A 23,789-nucleotide genomic window follows, 5' to 3' on the forward strand; every position below is an offset into this window, starting at 1 on the left:
CTCTTTCGCTTTTCGTTTGTCCGACACTATGGTGTTCGGTGATGCCATGCCAGCCCGCCGCCAGTATAATTATCGCGGTCCCATCAAGCGCGAGGAGGAGGCGAGCAGCGGCTGTCCCTTGGCGATCTGCCTGGAGCCGCCGCCGACGACGGTGAGGCTGAGCACGCCGGCGATCATGACGAGTAGGATTGCCAACATCAGCATTCTCATGGGTGATCCGCCTGTTGCAGGTCCGGCTTCTCGTTGGGCGCCGCGTTGCAGCCTGTGGCTTGAATTTACCGCATCCGGCAGGATGCGGGCAAGCGCGTTTGACCGTCGCGGCTCGTCTCGACAAATGAAAAGCGGCCCGGTTTCCCGAGCCGCTTTCCGAAACCCATATCGCCGACCTTAGATGGTCTTGGCGTAGGCGACGGCCGTGTCCGACATGCGGCTGGAGAAGCCCCACTCGTTGTCGTACCAGGTGAGGATACGAACGAAGTTGCCTTCCATGACCTTGGTCTGGTCGGTGGCGAAAATCGACGAGTGGCTGTCGTGGTTGAAGTCGCGGGAAACCAGCGGCTCGTCGGTGTAGCCGAGGATGCCCTTCAGCTTGCCGTTCGACGCGGCCTTGATGGCTTCGTTGATCTCGCCAACCGTGGTGGCCTTCTTGGAGACGAACTTGAAGTCGACGACCGAGACGTTCGGGGTCGGAACGCGGATGGACGTGCCGTCCAGCTTGCCCTTCAGGTGCGGCAGAACCAGGCCGACGGCCTTGGCGGCGCCGGTCGAGGTCGGGATCATGGACAGGGCTGCGGCGCGGGCGCGGTACAGGTCCTTGTGCATGGTGTCGAGCGTCGGCTGGTCACCCGTGTAGGAGTGGATCGTGGTCATGAAGCCATGATCGATGCCGACGGCGTCGTCGAGAACCTTGACGACCGGAACCAGGCAGTTCGTGGTGCAGGAGGCGTTGGAGATGACCAGGTGGTCCTTGGTCAGCTGGTCGTGGTTGACGCCGAAGACGACGGTCAGGTCGGCACCATCGGCAGGCGCCGAGATGATGACGCGCTTGGCGCCAGCCGTCAGGTGAGCGGCAGCCTTGTCGCGCGAGGTGAAGATGCCGGTGCATTCCATGGCGATGTCGACGCCGAGTTCCTTGTGCGGCAGCTGCGCCGGATCACGCACGGCGGTGACCTTGATCGGCTTGCCGCCGCCAACGGTGATCGTGTCGCCTTCGACCTTCACTTCGGCCGGGAACTTGCCGTGGATCGAGTCGTAACGCAGCAGGTGCGCGTTGGTCTCGACCGGGCCGAGGTCGTTGATGGCAACGACTTCGATGTCCGTGCGACCGGATTCGACGATGGCGCGGAGAACATTGCGGCCGATACGACCGAAGCCGTTGATGGCAACCTTTACAGTCATGTGTGTCTCTCCCGAGAGTAGGGCTTGCGTTATGGAATGAGGAGCGCCCTCAGGCGCTCCTTTATCACATCAAAGCTTGGCTTCAACAGCAGCGACGACAGCTTCCGTCGTGATGCCGAATTTCTTGAAGACATCCTTGGCCGGGCCGGAAGCGCCGAAGCTCTTCATGCCGACGAAGGTGCCTTCCGGTCCGATGAAGGCATCCCAGCCTTCGCGGACGGCGGCTTCGACGGCGATCTTGATCGGCGACTTGCCGAGGATCTCGGCGCGGTAGGCATCCGGCTGCTCGAAGAACAGTTCGGTCGAGGGGACCGAGACGACGCGGACGGTAACGCCCTTTTCCTCGAGCGTCTTGCGGGCGGCGACCGCCAGCTCGACTTCGGAGCCCGAAGCGAAGATCGTCACCTTGGCGTCGGCATTACCAGCCAGCGTGTAGGCGCCGAGTTCGCAGAGGTTCTTCTCGCTGTATTCGGTCCGGACGGTGGTGAGGTTCTGGCGGGTGAGCGCCAGGCCCGACGGACGGTCCTTGGTGTTCAGCGCGATCTGCCAGCACTCGGCGGTTTCGACGGCGTCGGCCGGGCGGAACATCATCAGGTTCGGGATGGCGCGCAGCGAGGCCATCTGCTCGACCGGCTGGTGGGTCGGGCCGTCTTCGCCGACGCCGATAGAATCGTGCGTGAGAACGTGGACGACGCGGATGCCCATCAGCGCCGCGAGGCGGATCGGAGGGCGGCAATAATCCGAGAAGATCATGAAGCCGCCGCCGTAGGGGATGAGGCCGCCGTGCAGCGCGATGCCGTTCATGGCGGATGCCATGCCGTGCTCGCGGATACCCCAGTGCATGTAACGACCGGCGAAATCCGTCGGCGTGATCGAATGCATCTGGCTGGTCTTGGTGTTGTTCGACGGCGTCAGGTCGGCGGAGCCGCCGATCGTTTCCGGCAGGAAGCCGTTGATGACTTCAAGCGCGTCCTCGGAAGCCTTGCGGGTCGCAACCGTCGGCTTGGTCTCAGCGAGCTTCTTCTTGTAGTCGCTGATGGCGGCGTCGAAGCCCTGGGGCAGGTCGCCGGCGAAGCGGCGGTTGAACTCGGCCTTGGTCGCTGCCTTCTCGAGGCGGCCTTCCCATGCCTTGACGGCGTCGGCCGAACGGGTGCCGGCGGCGCGCCAATCGGAGAGAACGTCGTTGGGGATGACGAAGGGTTCGTATTCCCAGTTCAGCGCCTTGCGGGTAGCGGCGATTTCCTCGGCGCCGAGCGGCGAACCGTGAACCTTGTGGCTGCCCTGCTTGTTCGGAGCGCCGAAGCCGATGACGGTCTTGCAGGCGATGAAGGTCGGCTTGTCGGACTTGTGGGCTTCCTCGATGGCTGCCGCGATCGCCGCCTGGTCGTGGCCGTCGACTTCGATCGTGTGCCAGTGAACGGCCTTGAAGCGCATGATCTGGTCGGTCGAATCCGACAGGGAGACGGCGCCGTCGATGGTGATCGAGTTGTTGTCCCAGAAGAGGATGAGCTTGTTGAGCTTCAGGTGGCCGGCGAGCGCTATGGCTTCATGGCTGATGCCTTCCATCAGGCAGCCGTCGCCGTTGATCACGTAGGTGTAGTGATCCTGCAGGTCGGCGCCGAATTCCTCGCGCAGCTTGCGTTCGGCGATCGCCATGCCGACGGCATTGGCAATGCCCTGGCCGAGCGGACCGGTGGTGGTTTCGATGCCCGTGGCGTGGCCGTATTCGGGGTGGCCGGCGGTCTTGGAGCCGAGCTGGCGGAACTGCTGGAGGTCATCGACCGACATGTCAGGGTAGCCGGTTAGATAAAGCAGCGAGTAGAGCAGCATCGAGCCGTGGCCGGCCGACAGCACGAAGCGGTCGCGGTCTGGCCAGTGCGGCTTCAACGGGTCGAACTTCAGATACTTCGAGAACAGGACGGTCGCGACATCGGCCATACCCATCGGCATGCCCGGATGGCCGGAATTCGCCTTCTCGACTGCATCCATTGAGAGGAAACGGATCGCGTTTGCCATCCGGTCGTGTTGTTCAGGAGAAATCATCGCTATTCCGCTTGTTCCGGGGTGTCGGGGGATGGCCTCAAGCCTGCGGAGACCATCAATGAGAGCGGGTGCACAAATAGCAGTTGGAGCAGGCAAGTCAATAAATCGAAGCCCTATTAGAGGGGTCGGAATGACGATTTTTGACATTTGACCAACGATTTTAACAAAAGTTGACAGGCGTGTGACAGGCCCGCTGACGGAGCCGCCGATTTCAGTCATCCACAACTAGCTCGCCTGCCGCCCTCAGGCCTTTATTGACGGGCAGTTGGCGAGCTGCATATCCTTTTGAAAACATCGCGTCGGGCCTCGATACCGATTCGCGGGTCTTGCGCGGGGAACCGGAAAGACATGACATCCACTGGCAACAGCATCGATGCAGCGCTCTTGGAGCTCAGGCAGGCGATTTCGGCGCTCGACAGCGCCGTCGACGCCCGGATCGAGCGGCAGCGCGAGACCGGCGAGATCGAGGGCGAGGTTCGCCGCGTGCATGCCGATCGCTCCAAGCTGGCGCAGGAGCTCGACCAGGCGGAATTCCGCGCGAACCGGCTGGAAGAGGTCAATCGCGAGGTGTCGCGTCGCCTGGTGACGGCGATGGAGACCATCCGCGCGGTTCTCGACCGCTAATAAAGGGCTTAGGACATGGCGCAGGTAACGGTAATGATCGACGGCAAGGCCTATCGCATGGCCTGCGAGGAGGGACAGGAAGAGCACCTGACCGATCTCGCCACCCGTTTCGACCGTTATGTCGGCCATCTCAAGGGTCAGTTCGGCGAAATCGGCGATCTCCGTATCACCGTCATGGCCGGCATCATGATCATGGACGAGATCTCAGAGCTGACGCGGCGCGTCGCCAGCCTTGAAGATGAACTCAACAGCCTGCGCAGCAACCGCGACACGGTGCTGGCCGCGACGAGCCGCACAGAAGAAAGCATCGCCGCCGCCATCGTCGAGGTCAGCAGCCAGCTGCGCGGGATCACCGACAAGCTGAACGGCCGGGCGCCCGCAGCGCTGAACTAGCGCCTTGAATTAAATCCGGGACGTCCGCGTCAGCCTCTGGCGCGCGTCATGGATCGGTCTTATATAGCAGTTGCGATCTGCGCCTCTCGACAGGAACCACAATCCCTGGGGCCATACTCGATCCAAAGGGAGCTGTCCCTGGCCAGGCCCGTGGGCTTGGACATATGGCGCCCACCTACGTTTGTAGGCACCCAGGATCGTAAACCTCCATCGGTTGCCGCGGATCGCACTCTTCCTTCCCATCGCCCGTGATCGCGTCGCGCTTAGAGCGCCCTGGCGTCCGGCCTTATTCGCCGCCGTTTTCCTTCATGCAGGTCAGCAGCTCGGTGAACGCCTGCTCCGTGCCGGTCAGCGGCAGGATGACGTCGATGCCGTTGGCGGTGACGGTCAGCTCCTTGCCGGAGGTCAAGGCGGTGACGGTCGGCGCATCGTTCGGGACGTCGATCGTCACGGTCTTGTCGCTGTCTGCGGTCGAGGAGAATTCCGCGGCGGCGGCGCCATCCACGGACCATGTACCCTTAACGCGCTCGCCCTTGGTGATCGCGAAGGCGTCCGCATTGGCAAACAGGGCCAGCTTGTCGCCGACCGCGAGGTAGCCGATGCCGGTGCGGTTGTTCTGGGCGAGGCAGCCGATGAAGCTGTCGCCATCCATCATCGGGGTGACGCCGAAATCGGCGGCGCGGGCCGTGGCCATGGAGAGCAGGGTGGCCGCAACAAGCGTGGCCGCGGCGAGGATATGCTTCATGTGACTTCCTTGTTGCGCGGGTACTGGCACGGCCGCCGAAGGTCGCGCACTCGACCGCATCGGCGCGTCTCTACTGCCGTATGCCGGGTTTGCTGGCAATGGGGCCGTCGGCTGTTCGCGGCGAAAAGCGGTGTGTCGGCGCGCATTCGGGGATGGTTCTGGCGCGCTGTCGCAGGGGTGTGGAGAATGTATGCGCTGAGCGCATTGGAGGAAATTCGTGTTTTTGCAGCCGTGAATTGCCGGGTATCTGTAATTTCAAGCGGATATCCGTCGATTAAAACGGTTAAAACACTTTAACGAATGTGGCCGGGGCGGCCTCGCTCCGCGGAGATCGGGGCGAAAGTTCCCGAAAAGAGCGGCTTTCTGAAACGTTTACGGCTTTTTCAGGGGCAAAAATATTAAGCAGCACCGGTTTAGTTATGCGCTGCACGCATTGGTGTTCTGATGCTTTAGCGCTGTTCGCCGACGGGGAGGACGCCTATATTCACATCAACAGAGAGACACGGGCAGCAAAGGCGCTGCCAGGCGCTGAAAGCCCTAGGAAAGGGGATTTACCATGAACGTAGCACGCTCCTTCAATAACTGGCGCAAGTATCGTCAGACCATCAACGAACTCGGCCGCATGTCCAACCGTGCGCTCAGCGATCTCGGCATCAACCGCGCCGACATCGAGCGCGTTGCCCGCGACGCCACGCGCTAACACGCGACCGCCGCTCCTGGCGAGCGGAGACATTTCAAACGCCCGTTGCCTTGAGCTGCGGGCGTTTTGCTTTTCCGGCTTCCGATTTGCGGTCGGGAGCTTCCGGCGGGAGCCGGTTTTGCTTGCGAAGCGAGCGTTGCTGGCGATATGGCAATGGCCATGTTTTCACTTATCCGCACCGAGACACTCGAGCAGATCGTCAAGAAGAGCCGGTTTCTGGCTGTCGCGGCGCCGATCGGCTCCGAGGAGGATGCTCGGACGTTTCTGGCGGCGCATGCGGATCCCGCCGCCAATCACAATTGCTGGGCATGGCGGATCGGCCAGAGCTATCGGTTCAACGACGATGGCGAACCGAGCGGCACCGCCGGCAAACCGATCCTGCAGGCGATCGACGGACAATCGCTCGACCGGGTGGCCGTCGTCGTCACCCGCTGGTTCGGCGGCGTGCTTCTTGGAACCGGCGGGCTGATCCGCGCCTATGGTGGCACGGCGGCGGCCTGCCTGAGAGCGGCGACGCTGGTCGAGCTGGTCGCGACCGTCGAGGCCGAGATCGCGGTGAATTTCTCGGATCTCGCCTTGGTCAAGGCGCGGATAGCGGCCTCGGCCGGCGTGCGCGTCGTGGCCGAGGTGTTCGTGGACGCGGGAGCGCTGCTGACACTGTCCATCCCGGAAGCCGTGGCGCCCGAGACCGCGCGGATGCTCAGCGACGCCACCAGCGGCCGCGTTATTCTTGCAGTGCAGCAATGAGCCGTGGGGTGAGCGGCGGTCCGCGGTTGACATTCGCGATATTTTTTCAAGTTCAAGATTCGACGGAATGCCCTGCGCGCTCGCGGTTTCAGCGATGATCGGCATGCGATGCGTTGACGTTCCCGTCATTGTGACGGAGACTTCGCTTGCTTGCTGCAGCGCGAGTGATAGGTATTCGCGCATAATATCGATTAGATTCTTAATTCTCAGGAGATTATGAGATGCAGCTTGGTATGGTTGGCTTGGGCCGCATGGGCAGCTTCATGGTCCAGCGCTTGATGCGCGATGGCCATGAATGCGTGGTCTACGACGCGAAGACGGAAAGCGTGAACGATCTGGTCGGCAAGGGCGCCGTCGGCAGCGCTTCGCTGGAAGAGTTCGTTTCGAAGCTGTCGCGTCCGCGCGCCGTGTGGCTGATGCTGCCGGCGGCCATCACCGACAAGGTCATCGCGCAGATCACGCCGCTGCTCGACAGCGACGACATCATCATCGACGGCGGCAACTCCTATTACCACGACGACATCCGCCGTGGCGGCGAACTGACGGCCAAGGGCCTGCACTATGTCGACGTCGGCACCAGCGGCGGCGTCTTCGGTCTCGAGCGCGGCTATTGCCTGATGATCGGCGGCGAAAAGCCGGTGGTCGACTCGCTGTCGCCGATCTTCAAGTCGCTGGCGCCGGGCGTCGGCAACGTCGCGCCGTCGGCCCATCGCCCCGACCAGGCCGGCAGCACGGCCGAGCAGGGCTATCTGCATTGCGGTCCGCACGGCGCGGGCCACTTCGTCAAGATGGTGCATAACGGCATCGAATACGGCCTGATGGCCGCCTATGCCGAAGGCTTCAACATCCTGAAGCGCGCCAATATCGGTGCTGCCACGCATGAAGTCGATGCCGAGACGGCGCCGATCGCCAATCCGGAGCACTACCAGTACGACTTCAACCTGCAGGACGTCGCCGAAGTCTGGCGTCGCGGCAGCGTCATCACCTCCTGGCTGCTTGATCTCACCTCGGACGCATTGCATGCCGATCCGGTGCTCGGCGCCTATGCAGGCCGCGTGTCGGATTCGGGCGAAGGCCGCTGGACGATCATGGCCGCCATCGACGAAAGCGTGCCGACACCGGTGCTGAGTGCCGCGCTCTACAGCCGCTTCTCCTCGCGCGACAACGACGAATTCGCCAACAAGGTACTGTCGGCCATGCGCGCCGGCTTCGGCGGCCACGTCGAAAAGCCCAAGGCATAAACCATTCAGCAATAATGCTTATCCAAGCCCGCGCCGCCGCAAGCCGCGCGGGCTTTTCTTTCCCGCGCTTCAATATAAGCTATGCTATATATGTTGGAGGGCTGGCGATGGGTCTGGGGTTTGGCGCACGCGTTATGAAGCGGCTTCTGCCGCTAGTTGCATTCATGATGACCAGCTGGGGGGCCGTGGCGCAGACGCCGCCGGCCGCTTCGACAGCAACGGTGCCGCCGCCCGCCGAGGTGCGGCAGATATTCGAGCTGATGGAAAAGCCCGCCGTCAAGCAATGGATGGCAACGCAGGCGCCCACCCAACCACTTGTCCAACCAGCCGCGCAGCCATCGACCCCGGCACCGACGGCGGCGGCTCAACCGGCTGCACCCGCTGGCGAGATGTCCGGCGAACAGATGTCGGTGCTGTCGGAATTCCTCGGTCATACCCGCACGCATTTCAACCTGGTGTCCGGCGCGGCGATGACGCTGCCTGACGAGGTGGAGAATGCTTCCGAGATCGTCGAGCGCGAGGTCCAGCCGAGCGGCTGGGCCGCCGTGTCGTTCGAGCTTCTGGCTCTCTTCCTGGCCGGGGCGGTCGCCGAAGTGCTGTTCCGGATGATCGTGCCGCGCCCGCGCATCAAACAGGAGGATGGCGCGGTGGCCACGGTCGCGCATCATGCGGCGACCAATCTCAGTTACCGGGTGGTGCCGGCGCTGGTGTTCTGCATCGCGACGCTCGTTCCGCTCGTGCTCTTCAACTGGCCGCCGATCACGCAATCGCTGGCGATCGCGGTTGCCATCGCGCTGATCGTCTCCCGCGTCACCATCTCGGTCGGCCGCATCCTGGTGTCGCTGGTGACGCTGCCGCATGCCGACGGCGCGCGCGACGTCTCGCGCGAGACGGCGATGTTCTGGTTCAAGCGCAGCTGCACGTTCATCATCTATTTCGTGTTCGGCTGGGCGCTGATCCAGCTCCTGGCACCATTGGGCTTTTCCAACGGGTCGCGCTATCTCGTGGCCTATGTGCTCGGGCTGGGGCTGCTCGCCATCGCCACGGAAGCGGTCTGGTCGCGTCCGGCCGAGGGCGGACATAAGAGCGCCACGGCATCCTGGATGCTGACGATCTATTTCGTGGCGCTCTGGCTGCTCTGGGTGGCGGGCTTCAATCTCCTGCTGTGGATCGGTATCTATCTCGTCCTCTTGCCGCGTGTGCTGCGCATCTCGACGCTCGCGGTGCGGTCGCTCGACAAGGCCGAGGCCGGGTTCGTCGCCAGGAAGCGGATCGCGGCGGTGCTGTTTGATCGCGGCGTGCGGGCCATCATCATCACCATCGCGGCCATCTGGCTCGGCCGCATTCTCGGCTTCGCGGCCGACCGGATGGCGGCCGGCGAGACGATGGTCGACCGGATCGTGCGCGGTTCCGTCGGTGGCATCGTCATCCTGCTCGCGGCCGACCTGGTCTGGCATCTGGCGCGCGCCTATATCAACGGCAGGCTGGCCGACTCGTCTCTCGAAGGGACGATCAGCGATGACGAGAAGGCGAGGCGCGCGCGGCTGCAGACGCTGTTGCCGATCTTCCGCAATATCCTCGCCGTCGTCATCGCGGTCATCGCCGTGCTGATGGTGCTGTCCGGCCTCGGCGTCGAGATCGGGCCGCTGATCGCCGGCGCCGGCGTCGTCGGCGTGGCGGTCGGTTTCGGGGCGCAGACCATCGTCAAGGATGTGATCAGCGGCATGTTCTATCTCTGGGACGATGCCTTCCGCGTCGGCGAATATATCGAGAGCGGCAGCCACAAGGGCGTGGTCGAGGCCTTCAGCCTGCGATCGGTCAAGCTGCGCCACCATCGCGGGCCGCTGACGACGGTGCCGTTCGGGACGCTCGGCGCGGTCCGCAACCTCAACCGCGACTGGACGATCGACAAGATCACCCTCAACGTCACCTATGACACCGATCTCGTGCTGGCCAAGAAGGTGATCAAGCAGATCGGCCAGAAGCTGCTCGACAATCCCGATTACGCGCCTCACATCATCGAGACGCTGAAGATGAAGGGCGTCGAGCAATTCGGTGAATTCGCGATCGTCATCCGCCTGGCGATGATGACGAAGCCCGGCGAGCAGTTCGTCATCCGCCGCAACGCGCTGGCGATGATCCGCACGGCCTTCAAGGAAAACGGCATCGAATTCGCCGTTCCCACCCTGCAGGTTTCGAGCGAGGGGCACGATGCCGACGCCAACGCGGCGGCGGCGCGCTATGCCGCGCAGAAGACCAACCAGGCCGCGGCCGCGGGTGCGGGGACCGAGCCGGCGGCATAAATGGCGGGCCGGCATCTTCGGATGCCGGCAGTGGCCCGTCGAAGAATTTAACCTTACGAAAATACAATATTGAAACCTCTGTCCGCGCGCCAAAAATGCCCCAATTGGGGATAAAGCAGGCGTCGTTAGACGGCATTGGGGTAGTGTTGCCATGTATTCGAGGACTTGCGTCCAAGAACTTACATGTAGCTTATGTTAGATGTCCAAGACATGATTTCCGCTCATATGTAGGTTTACGACGGTCCGTGATGTCGAAGCACGCCAACTTGGAAGAGATTGAAGTTATAGAAGAATCCGCGATCGCGCGATTTTTCAGCCGATATCGGACACATCTGACGGCGCTGGCGACGCTCGCCGTGTTCTGCATGGTCGGTTTCGCGATCGAGCGGCTGACGACCGAGGTGCGTTACGAGGACGTGGTGCAGGCGCTGGCCGATACCAGGATCAGCTCGATCGTGCTGGCGCTGTTCTTCACGGCGCTCAGCTTCCTGGCCCTGGTGTTCTACGACGTCAACGCCATCGAGTATGTCGGCAGGAAACTGCCGTTCCCGCAGGTCGCCCTGACCGCGTTTTCCGCCTATGCCGTCGGCAACACGGCGGGCTTCGGCGCGCTCAGCGGCGGCGCGATCCGCTACCGCGCCTATTCCAGGCTTGGGCTGACGCCCGAGGAGATCGGCCGCGTCATCGCTTTCGTCACCATCGCCTTCGGGCTGGGGCTGGCGGGCGTCGGCTCCATCGCGCTTCTGGCGATCGCCGACGAGATCGCGCCGCTCATCGATGTCAGCAGCTGGGTTCTGCGCGTCATCGGCGGGGCGATCGTGCTGGTGCTGGCGGCGGGCGTCGTGCTCGGCCGTGGCGGCCGGGCGGTCAGCGTCGGGCGCTTTTCGCTGAGGCTGCCGGATTCCGCCACCTGGTCGCGGCAGTTCCTGGTCGCCGCCTTCGATATCGCGGCGTCGGCCACCGTTCTCTACGTTCTCCTGCCGCAAACGGCGATCGGCTGGCCGGTGTTTCTCGCCGTCTACGCGATCGCCGTCGGTCTCGGCGTGCTCAGCCATGTGCCGGCCGGCCTTGGCGTGTTCGAGACCGTCATCATCGCGGCGCTCGGCAGCGCCGTGAATATCGACGCCGTACTCGGCTCGCTGGTTCTCTACCGCCTGATCTATCATGTCGTGCCGCTGTTGCTCGCGGTTCTGGCGGTCTCGGCGACCGAGCTTCGCCGCTTCGCGGACCATCCCGTCGCATCCGGGTTCCGCCGGATCGGCATCCGGCTGATGCCGCAGCTCCTGTCGGCGCTGTCGCTGCTGCTCGGCGTCATGCTGATCTTCTCGAGCGTCACGCCGACGCCGGATTCCAACCTGGAGTTTCTCGCCAATTACCTGCCGCTGCCGATCGTCGAGGGCGCGCATTTCCTCTCTAGCCTCGCCGGCCTGGCGCTGGTCGTCGCCGCGCGCGGCCTTGGCCAGAAGCTCGACGGCGCATGGTGGATCTCGATCTTCTCGGCCGCCGCCGCGCTCATGCTGTCGCTGCTGAAGGCCGTCGCCCTCGTCGAGGCGTCGTTCCTGGGCTTCCTGATATTCGGCCTGCTGGTCAGTCGCCGGCTGTTCCGGCGTCGCGCCTCGCTACTCAACCAGACGCTGACCGCGTCATGGCTGACGGCGATCGCCGTGGTCTGCGTCGGCGCCGTGGTGATCCTGCTCTTCGTCTACCGCGACGTCGACTACAGCAACGAGCTATGGTGGCAGTTCGAGTTCGCCGAAGAGGCGCCGCGCGGCCTGCGCGCCGTGCTGGGGATCACCATCATCTCCACCGCCATCGCCGTCTTCAGCCTGCTGCGGCCGGCCACGACCCGGCTCGAGCCGGCATCGGACGAGGCGCTGGAGCGCGCCGTCGATATCGTCGAGAAGCAGCGCTACGCCGACGCCAATCTGGTGCGCATGGGCGACAAGAGCGTGATGTTCTCCGAGAGAGGCGACGCCTTCATCATGTACGGACGCCAGGGGCGCTCCTGGATCGCGCTGTTCGATCCGATCGGCGACCGCAGCGCCATGCCCGAACTCGTGTGGCGTTTCGTCGAAACGGCTCGCGCCTCCGGCTGCCGCGCCGTGTTCTACCAGATCTCGCCGGCGCTGCTTTCGCATTGCGCCGATGCCGGGCTCCGGGCCTTCAAGCTCGGCGAACTCGCCGTCTCGGACCTCTCGACCTTCGAGATGAAGGGCGGGAAATGGGCGAACCTGCGGCAGACCGCGAGCCGCGCCCAGCGCGACGGACTGACCTTCGAGGTGGTCGCGCCGGAAGACGTGCCCGGCGTGATGGACGAACTGGCGGCGGTTTCCAACGCCTGGCTTTCCGACCACAACGCCAAGGAAAAGGGCTTCTCGCTCGGCGCGTTCACGCCGGATTACATTCTCGCCCAACCCGTCGGGATCCTGAGGCTCGAAGGCAAGATCGTCGCCTTCGCCAATATCCTGATCACCGGGGCCAAGGACGAGGGAACGATCGACCTGATGCGCTTTTCGCCGGACGCGCCCAAGGGCTCGATGGACTTCCTGTTCGTGCAGATCATGGAGTATCTGCGGGCCGAGGGCTTCGCGCATTTCAACCTCGGCATGGCGCCGCTTTCGGGCATGTCGAAGCGCGAGACGGCGCCGGTATGGGACCGGATCGGCAGCACCGTGTTCGAGCACGGCGAACGCTTCTACAACTTCAAGGGCCTCAGGGCCTTCAAGTCCAAGTTTCACCCTCAATGGCACCCGCGATATCTCGCGGTGTCCGGAGGAGGCAATCCGATGATCGCCCTGATGGACGCGACGCTCCTGATCGGCGGTGGATTGAAAGGGGTCGTAAGGAAATGATGAAAAGATACATTCTGGCCGCCGTCTGCGCGCTGGCGCTCTGTGTTCCCGCCGCAATGGCAGCCGACGAGACCACGCAGACATTCGAAAGCGGGCTCATTCCTTCGCCGCGCGTCTTCCTTCCCCAGGGAGAGGTGAAGGGCACCGTGATGCTGATCTCCGATGCGGCGGGCTGGGGCGACAACGAGAAGGCCGAGGCCGACAGGCTGGTCGGGCAGGGGAGCGTCGTCATCGGCGTGGATTTCCCGTCCTACATGGATTCGCTGCGCAAATACGACGCCAGCGAGAACGATGGCTGCATCTATCTCGTTTCGGATATCGAATCGCTCAGCCAGCAGGTGCAGCGCGCCGCCGGCAACAGCCCGTACCGTCTGCCGATCATCGCGGGTATCGGCGAGGGTGGAGCGCTCGCCCTGGCGATCGCCTCGCAGACACCCGATGCCACGATCGGCCAGACGCTGGCGATCGACCCGCTTGCCGGCATCCCGCTGACGCAGCAGCTCTGCACGCCGGCCAAGAAGAAGACCGTCGGTGACCGGATGATCTATGGCCTCAGCGACACGGCGCTGCCCGATCCCATCATCGCGGCCTTCACGGCTGGCGCAGACAAGGATGGCCGCGCCCATGTGGAGGAGTTGAAGAAGGCGCAGCCGGATATCGACATTCGCGATTCAGAGGACGATGCACGGACGACGCTCAGCAATACGCTCGACGAGGTGATCGCCGCATCGGGCAATGCCGACAACCCGCTCGGCCTGCCGCTGACGATCCTCGACGCCAAGCCGGCCTTCGACACGATGGCGATCATCTATTCCGGCGACGGCGGATGGCGCGATATCGACAAGGAGGTGGGTGCCGCGCTGCAGAAGCAGGGCATTCCCGTCGTCGGCGTGGATTCGCTGCGCTACTTCTGGTCCGAGCGCCAACCGCAGGAAACCGCCGACGATCTCGGCCGGATCATCGAGCTCTACCGCAAGCAGTGGAAGGTCAAGCATGTGCTCCTGGTCGGCTATTCCTTCGGCGCCGATGTCGTGCCCGCCGCCTATTCGCGGCTGAAGCCGGCGGCCAAGAGCGCGGTGGCGCAGATGTCCCTGCTGTCGCTGTCGCGCCAGGTGGATTACCAGATCTCGGTCATGGGCTGGCTCGGCGCCAAGACCGACGGCGCCGGCGGTGACCCGGTAAAGGATCTCAAGGCCGTCGATCCCAAGATCGTCCAGTGCGTCTACGGCAAGGATGACGACGGAGCCGCCTGCCCGGATGTGAAGGACAGCGGCGCCGATGTCATCGCGCTCGATGGCGATCATCACTTCGACGAGAACTACGCGGAGCTCAGCAAGACGATCATCGACGGGTTGAAGGGGCGGCTGCAGGATTAGTCCATGATCCGTGCTTCGCTCCAGCCGAGGGCGGCGAGCTCGTCGCCCCGGAACCTGGCGTCGTCGGCGACGATGAACTCGTCCAGCTGCGGCGGCTTCACGCTGGTGCCCGCCAGCATGGCATGCACCTGGCCGCGATGATGCGTCTGGTGCTGGAAGAGATGGCTGAGCACATCCTCCATCCGCTCCCGCTGGATGCGCTCGCCGCGATGGATCGCGACGCCTGAGACCAGTCCTTGCGGCGAGAGCGCCTCGACGAGTGTCACCAGTCTTTGATCGACGGCTTTCTGTTCGGCGGCAAGGCTCGCGATATCGGGGCAGGGCTCCTCGACCGCCCATGCGCTCGGGCCGAGCGTTCCACCCTCCAGCGCATCGACATAGAACCAGTCCACCGTCAGCATGTGGTTCAGCGTCGAGCTGATCGACGGGAAGAAGCTGACGCGCGGCGCATCGAACTCGCCCGGCTGCAACAGCGCGCAGGCCATGTGCAGGCGATGATTGGCGAGGGCGTTGTTATAGGCGAGCTTGCGGAAGGATCGGATGGGATCGAAAGCCGTCATGGCATGTCCTCGTCGTTGCAGCGGCTGGAGCATGCAGGCGCTTTACGCCGCCGTCAGCCGGATTTCTTCAGCTCTGAATGGCTCTTCAGCACCTTGCCGCCGTCTTCCTGCTCGATCAGATAGGCCGGTTCCTCGGTGCTCGCCTTCCGCTTGATGACCGCACCTTCGATCGTGCGCTCGACGTCATCGGTGAAGCTCTTCTTGATCTTGCCGGTTCCGGTCCCCGTGCCCCATTTCCATTCGACATCAGTGCCGATGCGGTACTTGCGCATGACGATCTCCTTTCGAGATGCCAATGCGCGAAGCGGGGCACAGTTCCCTCAATCGTCCTGCTGGAACAGGCGGAACTGGGCGGCTTCGAGATCCTTCGGCGGCTGCATGCCGAGATGCTTCCAGGCGGTGGCCGTCAGCACGCGCCCGCGCGGAGTGCGCTGGATGAACCCCTGCTGGATCATATAGGGCTCGATGATATCCTCGATCGCGTCGCGCGGCTCGGATAGCCCGGCGGCGATCGTCTCGATGCCGACGGGGCCGCCGCCGAAATTCACCGCGATCATGTTGAGATAGCGCTTGTCGAGCTGGTCGAGGCCGAGATTGTCGACCAGCAGACGGGTCAGCGCCTCGTCGGCGATCTCGCGGGTGACGGCTTCGGCCTTCGCGACCTCGGCGAAATCGCGCACGCGGCGCAGCAGGCGGCCGGCGATGCGGGGCGTGCCGCGGGCGCGGCGGGCAATTTCGCGCGCACCCTCGTCGGTCATCGGCAGGTTCATCAGCCGGGCGCCGCGACGCACGATCAGCTCCAATTCGTCGACGGTGTAGAAGGAGAGGCGCACGGGGATGCCGAAGCGGTCTCGCAGCGGTGTCGTCAAAAGGCCGAGGCGGGTGGTGGCGGCGACAAGCGTGAATTTCGACAGGTCGATCTTCACCGAGCGGGCGGCCGGGCCTTCGCCGATGATCAAATCGAGCTGGAAGTCTTCCATGGCAGGATAGAGAATTTCCTCGACGGCGGGGCTCAAACGATGGATCTCGTCGATGAAGAGCACGTCGCGCTCCTCGAGATTGGTGAGCAACGCCGCGAGATCTCCGGCCTTGGCGATGACGGGGCCCGACGTCGAGCGGAAATTGACGCCGAGTTCCTTGGCCATGATCTGCGCCAGCGTCGTCTTGCCGAGGCCGGGCGGGCCGACAAAGAGGACGTGATCGAGCGCCTCGCCACGGTTCTTCGCCGCCTCGATGAAGATCTTCAGATTGGCGCGGGCCTCGGCTTGGCCGGTGAACTCGTCGAGCGACTGCGGCCGCAACGTCGCGTCGAAATCCTCGCCGCGTTTTTCCGGGGTGATGAGGCGGGCGGTGTCGGTCATGCGAGAAGTTCCATTCCGGGAATTTTGCGGGCGGCCTTGCGGTCGAAGGTAAAGGTTTTGGCGCAGCCGGCATTGGCGGCGGCCCAGACAACAAGATAGTCCGCGATATCGGCGATCGGACGGGACGCATCGGCGATCAAAAGCTTCAGCTCGTCCGCATGTTCGACAATGATTTCATCCGTTTGAGCAAGCAGTCCCAACACCGTGGCGATCTCGGACTTGGCGTAACCGAGACGCCGGCTGAGCAGCCAGATAGTTTCGGCGAGCACGACCGCGCTCACATATGCTGGATCGTCGGCGGTTCGCTCTGACATGAGTTGCCGAGCCATCGCGCCTTGCGTCGGCTCATCATCGAGAAGAAACCGCAGCAGGATGTTCGTGTCTATCCCGATCATTTACGGCCTTCGCGCCATTGCCGCTGGATACGCTCCTCGTCTTCGGTCACCGCGTCCATGATGGCCTCATCGATTTCGTCCATGTTCAAGCTTCTGCCATTGCGGGGCTTGCCGAGAATGCCTGCGAAATCCATCAGTCTTTTCGTTTCCGGTAATGAGGCGCGCTTTGGCGTTGCCAACAGTCTTCCGCCTTCGACCGTCAGGTAGAATTCGGTGCCTGGCGCGATATCCAGCTTCTCCCGAATTCCCTTCGGGATCGTAAGCTGTCCTTTCGAACTTAGTTTGGTCAAAGCGCTCATCGTTGAAGCCTCTTTCGGTCGAGTGCATCAATAGTAATTGCAAACCTGCTTCCAGCCAATCACCGTGACAGCTCCTTCAGCCCAAGCCGGATCAGCTTGGCGCTGTCGGCGCCTTCTCCCGCCGTCTTCATGGCGGCGGCAACGGCGTTGGCGGCCTGGTCTCTGCTGTAGCCGAGGTTGGTCAGCGCCGAGACGGCGTCGGCGACCGGCGCGGAGGCGACACCTTCGCCGAGTTCCTGCTTAAGGCCGATATTGGCGGATGCCTCGCCGGCGAAGGCGGGGGCCTTGTTCTTGAGTTCGGTGACGATGCGGACCGCGACCTTGGGGCCGACGCCGTTGGCGCGGGAAATCGATGTCTTGTCCTGCAGGGCGATGGCGTTGGCGAGTTCGCCCGGCGTCAGCGTCGAAAGCACCGCCAGGGCCACCTTGGCGCCGACGCCCTGGACGCTCTGCAGCAGGTTGAACCATTCACGCTCAAGCGCGGTCATGAAGCCGAAGAGCTTCAGTTGGTCTTCGCGCACATAGGTCTCGATGAAGAGAATGCAGGCTTCGCCCACCGAGCCGATGCGCGACAGGGTGCGCGCCGAGCAATGGGCGACGTAGCAGACGCCGTGCACGTCGACGAGCACATAGTCGTCGCCGATTTCGTCGATGGTGCCTTTGAGCTTGCCGATCATGTTTGGTGGTCCGCCGGTTAAGAATTCAGATGGGATGGGTTTCGGGCGTGATGAGGTGGAGAGTCGGGAAGTAGGCCCGGTAGCGCCCGGGATCGCGGGTGAGCAGACGGTGGGAGCGAACGGATGCATGCGCGCCGATCAGGAAATCGGGTAGGGTGCGCTCGCGCGCGCCGCCGGCGCGGCGGTAGGCGATGTGTGCCATCCCAGCCTGATAGGCCGCAGGAAAGGGTAGCGCTTCGCGCGCCAGATTAAGACGCGCCAGCATGAACATGAGCTGATCCTCACTCGGCGCCATGCTCGCCAACTCGGCCCAGACGATCGGCGTGAGAATGAGCTGCGCTTGCGGGCGCAGCCTCAAGATCATCTCCGATGACCACTCCTTGAATTGCGTTTCCGGCCCAAAAACGTCGATGAAGACGTTGGTATCAACGAGGACCGAGGTCATCGCGCGGCCCCCTCAGCCATTCCATATATTCATCCGTGGTCATGCCGAGCGTGTCGAACGTACCCGACACACTTTTCAGCCACGTCGCGAATTCTTCGTCCGATGTGGATTTGCCTTCGGCAACAACGACGAGCCGAGCGCCTTTCTCGTCCGCGACAAAATCCACCTCCGACCCCGGGCCGATATTCAATCGGTCGCGGATCTCCTTGGGGATCGTCACCTGGCCTTTTTCGGTTACACGCATGGTAATACCTCTCAGGTATTACTTACCACGAAACGAGAACAAGTCAAGAACAAGCTAGCCGGCGAGCGCTGCCATGCGCATGCGGGCGCCGCCACGGTTATGGGCGTGGCAGATGGCGATGGCGAGTGCGTCGGCGGCGTCGTCGCCCTTGAACTCGGCTTTCGGCATCAGGATCTTCAGCATCATGTGGATCTGCTTCTTCTCGGCGTGGCCGACGCCGATGACGGCCTTCTTCACCGCGTTCGGGGCGTATTCCGAGACCTGCAGGCCGGCGCGGGCGGGGACCAGCATGGCGATGCCACGGGCCTGACCGAGCTTCAGCGTCGCCACGGCGTCCTTGTTGACGAAGGTCTGCTCAACGGCGGCTTCGTCGGGCTGGTGACTGTGGACGACGTCGGCGAGGCCGTCATGCAGCTGGCAGAGGCGCGAGGCGAGGTCCATGTCGCCATCCGACGTGACCGTGCCGGAGGCGACGAAGCGCAGCGAATTGCCGAGCGTCTCGATGACGCCCCAGCCGGTGCGGCGCAGGCCGGGATCGATGCCGATGATACGAATCGCGCTTTGCATGGCGTAATCCTATTGCAGATCAGCGATAACTGCCATCGATATGTGAACAAAACAAAAACATGCCATCGTTTTTGATGGGCCATATTTACGTGAATTTAAATTCCCTCGGTAACTTATGATCCACAAGAGATGAGAGGAGCCAGCTTTTTCGAGCGAAGGCTCCCCGTGTTCTGTTTTCAGGCCTGCCTGTGGGGCGTCCGCCTTGCCGGTATCAGCCGTTCCGGAAGGGGTTCGAGTTTTTCCATGGTTCAGAGATTCCAGTCGCTGTCCTTCAAGGTCATCGCTACTTTCATTCTGCTTACGGCGCTGTCGATCGCCGCCATCAATTGTCTCGCCTATTTCGCCAGCAGCCGGATTTCCGGCGAGCAGGCGCTGAAGGCGAAGGAGAGCGTGCTGATCTTTCGCGGCGACATGCTGCGCGATCAGCTGGCGCAGCTGGACAATCAGGCCAATTCGATTGCGCGCATCGAGGCGCTGCAGATGTCCATCACCAGCCTGAAGAGCGGCTGGAAGACGATCGAGAAGACCTCGGGGGATGCGCGCGCCGAGCTGAAGAAGGTGTTCATCACCGACAATCCCAACCCGGCCGGCGAGCGCGAGAAGCTGCTGAAGCCGGATGCGCCGAGCGGCTTCTATTATTCGAACCATGAGAAGACGCAGGGCGAGGTGGCGCGCGATCTGCAGAACACCCCGTTCAGCGATCTGCTGATCGCCGATCTCGATGGTTTCGTGCTTTACTCCTACAAGAAGAACGACGACTTCGCCGAAAACCTGAAATCGGATGCCTGGAAATCGACCGGCGCCGGTCTGGCGTTTGCCAAGGCGATCGAAAACACCGCCAAGGCGACCGACGATGGCGCGCCCGCCGGCTTCTCGGGCCTGCGGGTGGATGCGAATGGCGCGGCGGCCATCTTCTACGCTGTGCCTGTCGTCAAGCTCGGCCAGCCGAAGGGCGTGATGCTCTTCAAGGTGCGCGACGATGTCGTTGCCAGTATCCTCTCCAAGGGCATCGTTGCCGGAAGCACGGCGCAGGCCGCGATCGTCTCGGAAGACGGCTCGGCGGTCACGGTCAACGAGGCAGGTCGGCTGGCGACGCTCGATACCGCGCCCTTCACCTTCCTGAAGAATGCGTTTGCCAATTCCGCGATGTCGGTCGACGATTTCAGCCGCGCCGATGGCGCCGCGCGTGCCTATATGAAGCCCGTTGACTATGAGGGCGCGCGCTATCTGGTGGTCGAGAGCATGCGTCTCAGCGAGATCAATGCCGGCTCGCTGGAGATCGCGATGCTCCTGACGATGATCGGCTTCGGCGTGCTCGTGGTCATGGCGGTCGCCACCGGGATCATCACGAAAATGCTGTTCTCGCCGCTCGCCAGGCTTGCCGGCGTCACCCGCGCGGTGGCCGATGGCGATCTCGACGTCGAGATCGGCAGCCAGAACCGCCACGACGAGATCGGCACGATGGCCAAGGCGCTCGCCCGCTTCAAGCAGTCGCTGATCGACAGCCGCGCGCTGGAAGCTGCCAGCGCCGAGACGCGCGAACGCGCCGACCGCGACCGCCAGCAGCACATGGTCGAGCGCGAGGCGGAAGCGAAGACGCTGCAGGACGTGGTCGAGGCGATCGACGAGGGGCTGCTGCATCTGGCGAACGGCGATCTCGCCTACCAGATCGACCGCCGCTTCCCGAACGAGCTCGAGGGATTGCGCCTCAATTTCAACCAGGCGCTGGCGACGCTCAGCGACACGATGACGGCGATCGGCGGCAATTCGGCGGCGGTACGCGCGGGGTCGGAAGAGATGCGCGCCGGCTCGGACGATCTTGCCGGCCGCACCGAGCGGCAGGCCGCGTCGATCACCGAGACGGCAAGCGCCATCGACGCGATCACCCAGTCTGTCCGCGCGCAGCTCGCGCGTGCCGAAGAGGCCGAGCGGATCGCCCGCGACGCCAAGAACGAGACGTCGGGCTCCGGCCAGATCATGCGCGACACGATCGCGGCGATGGAGGCGATCCAGGCATCGTCGCGGCAGATCAACTCGATCATCTCGGTCATCGATTCCATCGCCTTCCAGACCAACCTCCTGGCGCTCAATGCTGGCGTCGAGGCCGCACGCGCCGGCGAGGCTGGCAAGGGCTTCGCGGTCGTGGCGCAGGAAGTGCGTGAGCTTGCCCAGCGCTCGTCGGGCGCCGCCAAGGAGATCTCGCATCTGCTGCAGAAATCCACGCACGAAGTAGAGGCCGGCGTGTCGCTGGTCGAGCGCGCGGGCGTCGCGCTGACGGGCATCGGCGGCCATGTCGAGGCGATCAACGGCCAGATCAGCGAGATCATGGATGCGACCCGCGAGGAGGCCGAGACGCTGCGCCAGATCAACACGGCGGTCGCGGAACTCGATCAGATGACGCAGCAGAACGCGGCGATGGTCGAAGAGAGCACGGCCGCCATTCATCTGCTCGCCACCGAAGCGGTCGAGATGGACCGCCAGCTCGCCAATTTCACGCTGGCGCAGGGCGAACACCAGCACAGCGCCGAAGTGCATGTGCTGCGGCGGCGGAGATAGGGTGTTCCTCGATGGCGCCGCTTTCCGACGAAGGCGGCGCCATCGTGAATGCCGTTCGTGAGCAGGGATTGACTGTCCGAAATTCCGAACAGCCCGTGCGGATTGTATCGGCTTATCGATGGAACCAGACTGGCCTATTTCTCGTCTTAGTCGAAACGGAGAAAGACCATGTCCAACCTCGAAAAGCCCAATCTTGAAAAGTCCGGAACATTCAAACTCGGCACGCGTTCGGTGAAACGGCTCGGCTATGGCGCCATGCAGCTTGCCGGCAAGGGGGTCTTCGGGCCGCCGAGGGATCGCGCCGAGGCGGTGACGGTGCTGCGCGAGGCGGTCGAGAGCGGGGTCGATCATATCGACACCAGCGATTTCTACGGCCCCCACGTCACCAACCAGATCATCAAGGAAGCGCTGCATCCCTATAAGGACGACCTTGTGATCGTCACCAAGATCGGCGCCACGCGCGGGGCGGATGCGTCCTGGAACCCTGCTTTCTCGAAGGAGGCGCTGACACAAGCGGTGCACGACAACCTCAGGAACCTCGGCCTGGACGTGATCGAGGTGGTCAACCTGCGCGCCATGTTCGACGTGCACGGCCCGGCCGAGGGCTCGCTGGAAGAGCCACTGAGCGCGCTTGCGGATCTGCAGCGCCAGGGGCTCGTCAAGCATGTCGGCCTCTCCAACGTCACCGCCAGGCAGATCGCCGATGGGCGCAAGATCACCGAGATCGTCTGCGTGCAGAACCAGTACAATCTCGCGCACCGGGAGGACGATGCGCTGATCGAACAGCTTGCGGGCGAGGGGACGGCCTATGTGCCCTTCTTCCCGCTCGGCGGTTTCTCGCCGCTGCAGTCCTCGACGCTGTCCGATGTCGCGGCCGATCTCGGCGCATCGCCGCTGCAGGTGGCGCTGGCCTGGCTGCTGCAGCGTGCGCCGAACATCCTGCTCATCCCGGGCACTTCGTCGCGCGGGCATCTGCGGGAGAACCTCGCGGTCGCCGATCTCGTGCTGCCGCCCGATGCCGTGGCCAAGCTCGATGGCATCGCATCGGCAAAGGCGGGTTGATCCCTTAAACTCGATGACAGGCCCGCGCCGGCAGCCGTGAGCGACCGGCGCGGGCTTTTCTCATGCTCGGCTTTTTGGCGGTGAAACCTTTGGTCGCGCCGGTCGGGCACCTACATAGGATGTCCAGTCCAATCACCGACAGGCCGCGCCATGGTTCCCTTCTCGATCCTCGATCTCTCGCCCGTTGCCGAAGGCAGCACAATCAGGCAGTCGCTTGAGAGCTCGGCGCGAATGGCGCAGAAGGCCGAGGCGTTCGGTTACAACCGGTTCTGGCTGGCCGAGCACCACGGCATGCCGGGGATCGCCAGTGCCGCCACCGCCGTGGTCATCGGCCATGTCGGGGCCGCCACGAAGAAGATCAGGATCGGCTCGGGCGGCATCATGCTGCCGAACCACTCGCCGCTCGTCATCGCCGAGCAGTTCGGCACGCTGGAGGCACTGTTTCCGGGGCGTGTCGATCTCGGGCTCGGGCGGGCGCCCGGCACCGACATGCGCACCGCGCAGGCGCTTCGGCGCAATCTCGATGCCGGCAGCTTTCCCAACGATGTCGTCGAATTGCAGCAGCTGCTCGGCGCGCCGGTCGAAAACCAGGCGATCCTCTCCGTGCCCGGCATGAACAGCAACGTGCCGATCTGGCTGCTCGGTTCCAGCCTCTACAGCGCGCAGCTCGCCGGCATGCTCGGGCTTCCCTACGCCTTTGCCTCGCATTTCGCGCCCGACTCCCTGATGGAGGCGCTCGATATCTATCGCGACCGGTTCCAGCCGTCCGCCGTGCTCGACAAGCCCTATGCGATGGTGGGCGTCATGGGATCGGTGGCGGAGACCGACGCGGAAGCCGAATATCACTTTACCTCGGCGCAGCAGCAGTTCGTCAACCTGCGCCGCAACGTGCGTGGCCAGTTCCCGAGACCGCTTGAGGACATGGAGAGCTTCTGGTCGCCGATGGAAAAGATGACGGTCGAGCATACGCTGCGCTACGCCGTGGTGGGGTCGCCGAGAACGGCGGAGGCCAAGCTCGGTCAGTTTCTGCGCGACACGCAGGCCGACGAGCTGATCATCTCGATGCCGATCCACGATATTGAGGCGCGGCTGAGATCCGTCGAACTGTTCGCGGGGCTCGATACGCTGATGCAGGCGGCCGCCTGACCGAGCGCGGCTCGGCCAACATGCGGGTCCCGCCGCGCCGCGTGTCGCGGGCCTC

At 63.6% G+C, this 23,789-nt stretch carries 24 protein-coding genes and 1 other RNA gene; 12 read left to right on the plus strand and 13 right to left on the minus strand.

Annotation, left to right across the window (positions count from 1 at the left end; genetic code table 11):
• Window positions 1–69: 69 nt before the first annotated feature.
• The 3 genes from P3R82_RS29065 to tkt all read right to left on the minus strand — a co-directional run bounded on the left by P3R82_RS29065 (window position 70) and on the right by tkt (window position 3,441).
• Complete coding sequence (locus P3R82_RS29065; protein ID WP_281393585.1) at window positions 70–198, minus strand: hypothetical protein; 129 nt, start codon at window positions 196–198, stop codon at window positions 70–72.
• A gap of 189 nt (window positions 199–387) precedes the next feature.
• The gene (gap, locus tag P3R82_RS29070; protein ID WP_183900447.1) at window positions 388–1,398 is read right to left on the minus strand and encodes a type I glyceraldehyde-3-phosphate dehydrogenase; all 1,011 of its coding nucleotides are present in this window, start codon (window positions 1,396–1,398) and stop codon (window positions 388–390) included.
• A gap of 69 nt (window positions 1,399–1,467) precedes the next feature.
• A complete protein-coding gene (tkt, locus tag P3R82_RS29075; protein WP_183900448.1) occupies window positions 1,468–3,441 on the minus strand; it encodes a transketolase in 1,974 nt (657 codons plus the stop codon).
• 348 nt (window positions 3,442–3,789) lie between these two features.
• On the opposite strand from tkt, the gene P3R82_RS29080 reads away from it, so the two are divergent.
• The 3 genes from P3R82_RS29080 (at window position 3,790) to ssrS (ending at window position 4,688) form a co-directional block, all read left to right on the plus strand.
• Complete coding sequence (locus P3R82_RS29080) at window positions 3,790–4,065, plus strand: DUF4164 domain-containing protein (protein ID WP_018899664.1); 276 nt, start codon at window positions 3,790–3,792, stop codon at window positions 4,063–4,065.
• A 15-nt stretch (window positions 4,066–4,080) separates the two neighbouring features.
• Complete coding sequence (gene zapA, locus P3R82_RS29085) at window positions 4,081–4,458, plus strand: cell division protein ZapA (RefSeq protein ID WP_283196268.1); 378 nt, start codon at window positions 4,081–4,083, stop codon at window positions 4,456–4,458.
• A 71-nt stretch (window positions 4,459–4,529) separates the two neighbouring features.
• Window positions 4,530–4,688, plus strand: a non-coding RNA gene (gene ssrS / locus P3R82_RS29090) — 6S RNA.
• 56 nt (window positions 4,689–4,744) lie between these two features.
• Here the strand turns inward: ssrS and P3R82_RS29095 are convergent.
• Window positions 4,745–5,203, minus strand: coding sequence for a hypothetical protein (locus tag P3R82_RS29095; RefSeq protein ID WP_283196269.1), 459 nt, complete (start codon window positions 5,201–5,203; stop codon window positions 4,745–4,747).
• A 556-nt stretch (window positions 5,204–5,759) separates the two neighbouring features.
• On the opposite strand from P3R82_RS29095, the gene P3R82_RS29100 reads away from it, so the two are divergent.
• From P3R82_RS29100 to P3R82_RS29125, 6 genes are all read left to right on the plus strand, one after another.
• On the plus strand, window positions 5,760–5,903 hold the full coding sequence (locus P3R82_RS29100; RefSeq protein ID WP_183900451.1) for a DUF1127 domain-containing protein: 144 nt from the start codon (window positions 5,760–5,762) through the stop codon (window positions 5,901–5,903).
• Window positions 5,904–6,062: 159 nt separating this feature from the next.
• Window positions 6,063–6,650 (plus strand): YigZ family protein, encoded by a 588-nt coding sequence (locus tag P3R82_RS29105; RefSeq protein ID WP_183900452.1) that lies wholly within the window; start codon window positions 6,063–6,065, stop codon window positions 6,648–6,650.
• A 221-nt stretch (window positions 6,651–6,871) separates the two neighbouring features.
• Window positions 6,872–7,891 carry a phosphogluconate dehydrogenase (NAD(+)-dependent, decarboxylating) gene (gene gnd, locus P3R82_RS29110; protein WP_183900453.1) on the plus strand — a complete coding sequence of 340 codons (1,020 nt, stop codon included), beginning with the start codon at window positions 6,872–6,874 and terminating at the stop codon, window positions 7,889–7,891.
• Window positions 7,892–7,998: 107 nt separating this feature from the next.
• Window positions 7,999–10,194 carry a mechanosensitive ion channel family protein gene (locus P3R82_RS29115; protein ID WP_283196270.1) on the plus strand — a complete coding sequence of 732 codons (2,196 nt, stop codon included), beginning with the start codon at window positions 7,999–8,001 and terminating at the stop codon, window positions 10,192–10,194.
• Between the two features lie 248 nt (window positions 10,195–10,442).
• Complete coding sequence (mprF, locus tag P3R82_RS29120; RefSeq protein ID WP_283196271.1) at window positions 10,443–13,046, plus strand: bifunctional lysylphosphatidylglycerol flippase/synthetase MprF; 2,604 nt, start codon at window positions 10,443–10,445, stop codon at window positions 13,044–13,046.
• Window positions 13,043–14,422 carry an AcvB/VirJ family lysyl-phosphatidylglycerol hydrolase gene (locus tag P3R82_RS29125; RefSeq protein ID WP_283196272.1) on the plus strand — a complete coding sequence of 460 codons (1,380 nt, stop codon included), beginning with the start codon at window positions 13,043–13,045 and terminating at the stop codon, window positions 14,420–14,422. The genes mprF and P3R82_RS29125 overlap by 4 nt, the downstream gene beginning before the upstream one ends.
• Here the strand turns inward: P3R82_RS29125 and P3R82_RS29130 are convergent.
• Genes P3R82_RS29130 through ruvC form a run of 9 tightly spaced genes read right to left on the minus strand, consistent with a single transcriptional unit; the run spans window position 14,419 to window position 18,970 of the window.
• Window positions 14,419–14,982, minus strand: a complete 564-nt coding sequence (locus tag P3R82_RS29130; RefSeq protein ID WP_283196273.1) for a DinB family protein — start codon at window positions 14,980–14,982, stop codon at window positions 14,419–14,421. The genes P3R82_RS29125 and P3R82_RS29130 overlap by 4 nt on opposite strands.
• Before the next feature lie 53 nt (window positions 14,983–15,035).
• The gene (locus P3R82_RS29135; protein ID WP_283196274.1) at window positions 15,036–15,254 is read right to left on the minus strand and encodes a DUF2945 domain-containing protein; all 219 of its coding nucleotides are present in this window, start codon (window positions 15,252–15,254) and stop codon (window positions 15,036–15,038) included.
• 48 nt (window positions 15,255–15,302) lie between these two features.
• The gene (ruvB, locus tag P3R82_RS29140) at window positions 15,303–16,343 is read right to left on the minus strand and encodes a Holliday junction branch migration DNA helicase RuvB (protein ID WP_111563312.1); all 1,041 of its coding nucleotides are present in this window, start codon (window positions 16,341–16,343) and stop codon (window positions 15,303–15,305) included.
• Complete coding sequence (locus P3R82_RS29145; protein WP_183900459.1) at window positions 16,340–16,738, minus strand: PIN domain-containing protein; 399 nt, start codon at window positions 16,736–16,738, stop codon at window positions 16,340–16,342. The genes ruvB and P3R82_RS29145 overlap by 4 nt, the downstream gene beginning before the upstream one ends.
• Window positions 16,735–17,037, minus strand: coding sequence for an AbrB/MazE/SpoVT family DNA-binding domain-containing protein (locus P3R82_RS29150; RefSeq protein ID WP_283196275.1), 303 nt, complete (start codon window positions 17,035–17,037; stop codon window positions 16,735–16,737). The genes P3R82_RS29145 and P3R82_RS29150 overlap by 4 nt, the downstream gene beginning before the upstream one ends.
• Before the next feature lie 59 nt (window positions 17,038–17,096).
• A complete protein-coding gene (gene ruvA / locus P3R82_RS29155; protein ID WP_112944919.1) occupies window positions 17,097–17,714 on the minus strand; it encodes a Holliday junction branch migration protein RuvA in 618 nt (205 codons plus the stop codon).
• A gap of 25 nt (window positions 17,715–17,739) precedes the next feature.
• Window positions 17,740–18,159 carry a type II toxin-antitoxin system VapC family toxin gene (locus P3R82_RS29160; protein ID WP_283196276.1) on the minus strand — a complete coding sequence of 140 codons (420 nt, stop codon included), beginning with the start codon at window positions 18,157–18,159 and terminating at the stop codon, window positions 17,740–17,742.
• Complete coding sequence (locus P3R82_RS29165) at window positions 18,140–18,403, minus strand: AbrB/MazE/SpoVT family DNA-binding domain-containing protein (RefSeq protein WP_018899646.1); 264 nt, start codon at window positions 18,401–18,403, stop codon at window positions 18,140–18,142. The genes P3R82_RS29160 and P3R82_RS29165 overlap by 20 nt, the downstream gene beginning before the upstream one ends.
• 54 nt (window positions 18,404–18,457) lie before the next feature.
• Complete coding sequence (gene ruvC, locus P3R82_RS29170) at window positions 18,458–18,970, minus strand: crossover junction endodeoxyribonuclease RuvC (RefSeq protein WP_111563306.1); 513 nt, start codon at window positions 18,968–18,970, stop codon at window positions 18,458–18,460.
• A 243-nt stretch (window positions 18,971–19,213) separates the two neighbouring features.
• Here ruvC and P3R82_RS29175 point away from each other — a divergent pair, with 243 nt between their 5' ends.
• The 3 genes from P3R82_RS29175 to P3R82_RS29185 all read left to right on the plus strand — a co-directional run bounded on the left by P3R82_RS29175 (window position 19,214) and on the right by P3R82_RS29185 (window position 23,734).
• Complete coding sequence (locus P3R82_RS29175; RefSeq protein WP_283196277.1) at window positions 19,214–21,526, plus strand: methyl-accepting chemotaxis protein; 2,313 nt, start codon at window positions 19,214–19,216, stop codon at window positions 21,524–21,526.
• A gap of 168 nt (window positions 21,527–21,694) precedes the next feature.
• Window positions 21,695–22,588 (plus strand): aldo/keto reductase family oxidoreductase, encoded by an 894-nt coding sequence (locus tag P3R82_RS29180; protein WP_283196278.1) that lies wholly within the window; start codon window positions 21,695–21,697, stop codon window positions 22,586–22,588.
• Between the two features lie 150 nt (window positions 22,589–22,738).
• Entirely contained in the window at window positions 22,739–23,734 is a 996-nt protein-coding gene (locus tag P3R82_RS29185; protein WP_283196279.1) for an LLM class flavin-dependent oxidoreductase, read from the plus strand.
• Window positions 23,735–23,789: the final 55 nt, after the last annotated feature.

This window comes from Rhizobium sp. AN80A (genome assembly GCF_030053015.1).
Classification (GTDB): Bacteria; Pseudomonadota; Alphaproteobacteria; order Rhizobiales; family Rhizobiaceae; genus Rhizobium; species Rhizobium metallidurans.

Excerpts from the sequence above, each read along its gene's own strand:
- P3R82_RS29125 (WP_283196272.1), top strand. The coding sequence starts at position 13,043 with ATGATGAAAAGATACATTCTGGCCGCCGTCTGCGCGCTGGCGCTCTGT.
- zapA (WP_283196268.1), top strand. The coding sequence starts at position 4,081 with ATGGCGCAGGTAACGGTAATGATCGACGGCAAGGCCTATCGCATGGCC.
- tkt (WP_183900448.1), bottom strand. The coding sequence starts at position 3,441 with ATGATTTCTCCTGAACAACACGACCGGATGGCAAACGCGATCCGTTTC.
- P3R82_RS29185 (WP_283196279.1), top strand. The coding sequence starts at position 22,739 with ATGGTTCCCTTCTCGATCCTCGATCTCTCGCCCGTTGCCGAAGGCAGC.
- P3R82_RS29175 (WP_283196277.1), top strand. The coding sequence starts at position 19,214 with ATGGTTCAGAGATTCCAGTCGCTGTCCTTCAAGGTCATCGCTACTTTC.
- gnd (WP_183900453.1), top strand. The coding sequence starts at position 6,872 with ATGCAGCTTGGTATGGTTGGCTTGGGCCGCATGGGCAGCTTCATGGTC.
- P3R82_RS29180 (WP_283196278.1), top strand. The coding sequence starts at position 21,695 with ATGTCCAACCTCGAAAAGCCCAATCTTGAAAAGTCCGGAACATTCAAA.
- P3R82_RS29165 (WP_018899646.1), bottom strand. The coding sequence starts at position 18,403 with ATGCGTGTAACCGAAAAAGGCCAGGTGACGATCCCCAAGGAGATCCGC.
- ruvA (WP_112944919.1), bottom strand. The coding sequence starts at position 17,714 with ATGATCGGCAAGCTCAAAGGCACCATCGACGAAATCGGCGACGACTAT.
- ruvB (WP_111563312.1), bottom strand. The coding sequence starts at position 16,343 with ATGACCGACACCGCCCGCCTCATCACCCCGGAAAAACGCGGCGAGGAT.
- P3R82_RS29095 (WP_283196269.1), bottom strand. The coding sequence starts at position 5,203 with ATGAAGCATATCCTCGCCGCGGCCACGCTTGTTGCGGCCACCCTGCTC.
- P3R82_RS29160 (WP_283196276.1), bottom strand. The coding sequence starts at position 18,159 with ATGACCTCGGTCCTCGTTGATACCAACGTCTTCATCGACGTTTTTGGG.
- P3R82_RS29135 (WP_283196274.1), bottom strand. The coding sequence starts at position 15,254 with ATGCGCAAGTACCGCATCGGCACTGATGTCGAATGGAAATGGGGCACG.
- P3R82_RS29105 (WP_183900452.1), top strand. The coding sequence starts at position 6,063 with ATGTTTTCACTTATCCGCACCGAGACACTCGAGCAGATCGTCAAGAAG.
- P3R82_RS29100 (WP_183900451.1), top strand. The coding sequence starts at position 5,760 with ATGAACGTAGCACGCTCCTTCAATAACTGGCGCAAGTATCGTCAGACC.
- mprF (WP_283196271.1), top strand. The coding sequence starts at position 10,443 with ATGTCGAAGCACGCCAACTTGGAAGAGATTGAAGTTATAGAAGAATCC.
- P3R82_RS29115 (WP_283196270.1), top strand. The coding sequence starts at position 7,999 with ATGGGTCTGGGGTTTGGCGCACGCGTTATGAAGCGGCTTCTGCCGCTA.
- P3R82_RS29150 (WP_283196275.1), bottom strand. The coding sequence starts at position 17,037 with ATGAGCGCTTTGACCAAACTAAGTTCGAAAGGACAGCTTACGATCCCG.
- P3R82_RS29080 (WP_018899664.1), top strand. The coding sequence starts at position 3,790 with ATGACATCCACTGGCAACAGCATCGATGCAGCGCTCTTGGAGCTCAGG.
- gap (WP_183900447.1), bottom strand. The coding sequence starts at position 1,398 with ATGACTGTAAAGGTTGCCATCAACGGCTTCGGTCGTATCGGCCGCAAT.
- P3R82_RS29130 (WP_283196273.1), bottom strand. The coding sequence starts at position 14,982 with ATGACGGCTTTCGATCCCATCCGATCCTTCCGCAAGCTCGCCTATAAC.
- P3R82_RS29065 (WP_281393585.1), bottom strand. The coding sequence starts at position 198 with ATGTTGGCAATCCTACTCGTCATGATCGCCGGCGTGCTCAGCCTCACC.
- ruvC (WP_111563306.1), bottom strand. The coding sequence starts at position 18,970 with ATGCAAAGCGCGATTCGTATCATCGGCATCGATCCCGGCCTGCGCCGC.
- P3R82_RS29145 (WP_183900459.1), bottom strand. The coding sequence starts at position 16,738 with ATGATCGGGATAGACACGAACATCCTGCTGCGGTTTCTTCTCGATGAT.